Annotated in this window: 6 protein-coding genes; 2 read left to right on the top strand and 4 right to left on the bottom strand. The window is 44.8% G+C overall.

The annotated features are described in order from the left end of the window. Positions 1 to 206, top strand: a 206-nt coding sequence (locus AC4E7D_RS04440) for an MFS transporter (protein WP_490172603.1), incomplete at its 5' end; no start/stop codon positions are given. Positions 207 to 242: 36 nt separating this feature from the next. Here AC4E7D_RS04440 and AC4E7D_RS04445 read toward each other — a convergent pair. The 4 genes from AC4E7D_RS04445 to AC4E7D_RS04460 are packed head-to-tail and all read right to left on the bottom strand — an operon-like array spanning position 243 to position 3,180. After that, on the bottom strand, positions 243 to 968 hold the full coding sequence (locus tag AC4E7D_RS04445; RefSeq protein ID WP_490172604.1) for a head GIN domain-containing protein: 726 nt from the start codon (positions 966 to 968) through the stop codon (positions 243 to 245). A 24-nt stretch (positions 969 to 992) separates the two neighbouring features. Beyond that, complete coding sequence (locus AC4E7D_RS04450) at positions 993 to 2,081, bottom strand: DUF4097 family beta strand repeat-containing protein (RefSeq protein WP_490172605.1); 1,089 nt, start codon at positions 2,079 to 2,081, stop codon at positions 993 to 995. Next, on the bottom strand, positions 2,062 to 2,625 hold the full coding sequence (locus AC4E7D_RS04455; protein ID WP_490172606.1) for a hypothetical protein: 564 nt from the start codon (positions 2,623 to 2,625) through the stop codon (positions 2,062 to 2,064). Before AC4E7D_RS04455 ends, AC4E7D_RS04450 begins: the two co-directional genes overlap by 20 nt. Before the next feature lie 3 nt (positions 2,626 to 2,628). Then, complete coding sequence (locus AC4E7D_RS04460; protein WP_490172607.1) at positions 2,629 to 3,180, bottom strand: RNA polymerase sigma factor; 552 nt, start codon at positions 3,178 to 3,180, stop codon at positions 2,629 to 2,631. Positions 3,181 to 3,402: 222 nt separating this feature from the next. Between AC4E7D_RS04460 and AC4E7D_RS04465 the strand changes: the two genes are divergently transcribed. After that, positions 3,403 to 4,142: LON peptidase substrate-binding domain-containing protein (locus AC4E7D_RS04465; RefSeq protein WP_490172608.1), on the top strand; the 740-nt coding region annotated here is incomplete at its 3' end.

The raw sequence follows: 4,142 nt of genomic DNA on the forward strand, positions 1-4,142 counted from the left end.
AATTCCTTCCTCGAACCCTGGATACCGCTTCTTTCTTTAGTTTTTACGATGTTTCTGAGAAAATAGGGATTGTGATCGGCACCTTTCTCTATGGGATGGTTGCCCAGTTCACCGGGAGCATGCGAAATGCCACCATATTTCTGGGGTTGTTCTTCTTAACCGGATTGTTGTTATTGACCAGAGTGAATAAAAAAGCCCCGAAGTGATCTCCAGGGCTTTTCCGGCTGTTCGTTTTTTGATGGTTATGCTTTGCTGATGTCTCCTGATCCAGAGGCTTTACTGTCCACTTTTTCTGGATTGCCTTTGTACCGGATATCCCCGGAACCGGAAACCCTTGCGGTGAGGGATTCGTTCGCCGTAATTTTAATGTCCGCTGAACCGGATACATTTGCCGTAACATTATCGGCTACCAGGTCGAATGCCTCCACATCCCCACTTCCCGATACAGTAACGTCAAAATCCCGCGCTTGACCTGAAAGCTCAATATCCCCGGATCCGGAAATTACTGTTTTCAGGGCATCGGCCTCAACCGTTAGGCTGATATCACCCGAACCCGACATGCTTGCTGAGAAGTTGTCAGCCGTAAGGACATCCTTTCCTACGATATCTCCGGAACCAGACAGGGAAACGCTGTTCACTGATTCAAAAGGTACGGTAACCTGGATACCTTGCTTCCAATTAGAGCTTTGCAGGTTGTATCCTTTTTTCACCTTAACGGTCAGCTTACCGTTCTTAACTTCGGTTATGATATATTCCAGCAGGTTTTCCTCACCCCTGATACTGATTTCCCCTTCGCGACCCTTCACCAGGTCTACATCAAACCAGCCGGCCACGGCTATGGCATCATAATCGCCTACAGAGCGTTCTACAGTCACCACTTTTCCGTTTCCTTTTATTCTCTTTCCCCATTGTGCGGTACAATTCACCGTGAACAGGGCTATGGTCATCAATAAGGCTATATTTTTCATTGTCTTGGTATTTAAAGTTTATGATTAATTTTTGTTAAAGCTCACGCTTCCATAGTCAGCCGAGATAGCTACTTTATTTCCACTATTCGCCCGTCCGTGGAAACCTGCGTAATACCGGTCGCTGTTTTTAACCCGACTGATATTGACTTCAAAATCCTCAGTACCTTTCACTCCGGCGTATTCTGTGGAGATTTCAAAATCGAAGGCATAGGCAGGATCATAGCCAATCCGTATACCGGTGTAATCTGTCTTAATATCTATGTTTCCGGCATCTTCAGCCATATTGGCGATCTTAATGGATCCGTAATCGGCATTGAGGTCCACGTTACCATGAACGGTGCCCAATTTAACATTCACATAGTCCCCACTGCCCATAGCGTTGTCCAGTTCATCGATCTCCAGGGAACCGTAATCTGCGGTGTATTCCAGATTCTGCATGGATCCAACTACACCATTGGTATAATCGGCATTGATCTGAAGGTTGCCTGCTTTTTCTATGGTATACCCCGAATAATCTGCTATGATCTTCGCGCTATTGACATAGGCAATTCGGGATTTGCTGGTATAATCGAAACGCAGTTCATTGTTTCGCCCTCGTAATTCACCGATATCCAGCCTGCCATAGTCACAACTTATTTTTGCGTGCCCGTCTATACGGTCCAATTCTATGGCTCCGTAATCATTGCTAAGGTGAATGCTGTTTTTAACAGGAAGCTTAATATTGTAATTCACCTGCATGCTTACCTTATTGCGTTTTCCCCAGCTCCACCATCCGCTGTCATTCTTGTTGAATTTGGTCTTTGCAGAAACCATCTCGCTGCTCCCCTCAAACTCTACTGTGATCTCATCCAGCTTTTTCTGTACCTTCTCTTCATTGTTTCCATTGGTTTTTATGTGCACCTCGATAACCACGCGGTCTTCGTTCCAGGAACTGAGAGACAAGGTCCCATAACTGTTGTTTACTTTCAGGAGGGCATTTGAATTTACATTGAATTCCTTTTTTATGGTTTTCTCCTTGGTATATTTTCCGTTGAGCTTGCCGCCATTGGCCGGAACGGCCATCGGGATGAGCATCAATGCGGTTAATGCGTATTTAAATAGTAACGTTTTCATCATTGTAGTTGTTAAAGTTTTGAATTGATTCTATCTGGTTACGTACGTCCTGCAGCAGGAAGATCCGGGTTTGAAAATTCTGGATCATAGCACTAAGGATAAGATTGGCATCTCCCCCGTTTATAAGATCCTGTTCCAGGCGTTTGTAATTGTTGTCTAATTTTTTGAGTTGTGCTAAGGTTTCAGCGATCATCTGTTCTGTTTCCGGGTTGCTTTGTGCCTGTAGTTCACTTACCTGCTGCTCAATTAAAGCACTGAAGTAGAGGCGCGTCTCAGAAACTTCCGGGGCAATTTCAGCTACCCTGTCCTCCACGCTGGGGTTGAAATTATACAGCCCTAAACCAAGTACACATAAGATCACCACCGAAGCGGCAATAGACAGGGGTTTCCACCAGGTTCCCGGTTTTTTCCTGTTGATACTTATGGTTCCCTGTGCGGTATTGAGCTTGTCGAGAAATCGCATCTCATGGCCATCCCGGGGTTCCTCGGTATCGAATGTTCCGTCCAGTTCGCGGAATAATTTATCTACACTATCCTCTTTCATAACTTATACACTAATCATTTTCTTTCTAAGACTTTCCTTGGCCCTTGATATTGTGGTACGGCAGTTGGCATAACTGATGTCCATAATCTGACTTACTTCCTCATAATCATACCCTTCGATCAAATGTAAGGTCAAAGAAATTCTGTAGTTGTCTTTTAATTGTTTCATGGTATCCAGCACTTTTTGAGCCTTTCGTTCTGTGACACCATAATCCACTTCAACTTCATCCTTATCTTCGACCTTGTACATGATATCGTCCAGTGCTACCTCATTTCGCTTTTGTTGCTTACGATAATGGTGGATACTGTTATTGATCACGATCCTTTTTAACCACGCGCCGAAAGTGACTTCACCCTTGAACGAGTCCAGCTTTGTGAAGGCATTCAGGAAGGAATCCTGCATTACATCCTCCGCTTCGGCTGTATCCTTTACAATGCGCAGGGCCGTATTATACATCGCCTTGTAATAGCGGTTGTATACTTCCAGTTGCGCCCCTTGTTTTCCACGTAAACAGGCCTGCAATAAGCTGTCAATATTTTCTTGTGTTAGGCTCAAAAAGTGGAACTTTTGCTTTAGAGATGAATCAATTTAAGGATTGTTACACTTTTTTTAGGAAAATATTTCCAAGCTTGGCACAGGGTTTGTCTTTTAGTGGTAACTATATTTCTGGTATGCACCCCGGCAGCCCCGTTAGACAGGGCTAATGGTAGACTAGAATAGGTTGTTGACACCGTAGAATGGTGTCCGAAGAATGACAGAATGACCGGATAATTATATATGAAAGATTCCATATTCATAAAATTTGACAATATGACGTTTCAGGGGATTGATGAAGACTCGGAACTTATCCCCCTGATGACCCCCGAGGATGAAGAGGAGATGCATAATGAACAACTCCCGGAGACCCTGCCGATCCTGCCATTGCGGAACACGGTGTTATTCCCCGGTGTGGTAGTTCCCATTACGGCCGGAAGAGACGCTTCTATCCAGCTGATCAAGGATGCGAATAACGGTACCAAAGTAATCGGTGTGGTATCCCAGAAGGATGAGGCGACGGAAAACCCCGGGATCAAGGATATCAATACTATTGGTACGGTAGCCAGGATCCTTCGGGTCCTTAAGATGCCAGATGGCAATACCACCATTATCATTCAGGGCAAAAAACGATTCGAGATCGCCGAAGTCCTCACAGATAGCCCTTATATGACTGCCACCATCAGGGAAACTCAGGAGGAGGCTGTTGATCAGACCAGTGAGGAGTTTCTGGCTATCATCCAGTCCATTAAGGACCTCGCCCTGACAATAATAAAAGAGAACCCAAACCTGCCGTCCGAGGCTTCATTTGCCATCAAGAATATCCAGAGTAATAGTTTCCTGATCAATTTTGTATCCTCCAACCTGAATCTGGAAGTAGAGGAAAAGCAGGAATTGCTTGAAATCGGCAACCTACAGCAACGGGCCCGGGCCACATTGAAATACATGAATGTGGAGTACCAGAAATTGCAGTTGCAAAGAGA

Source organism: Lentiprolixibacter sp., from assembly GCF_982873095.1.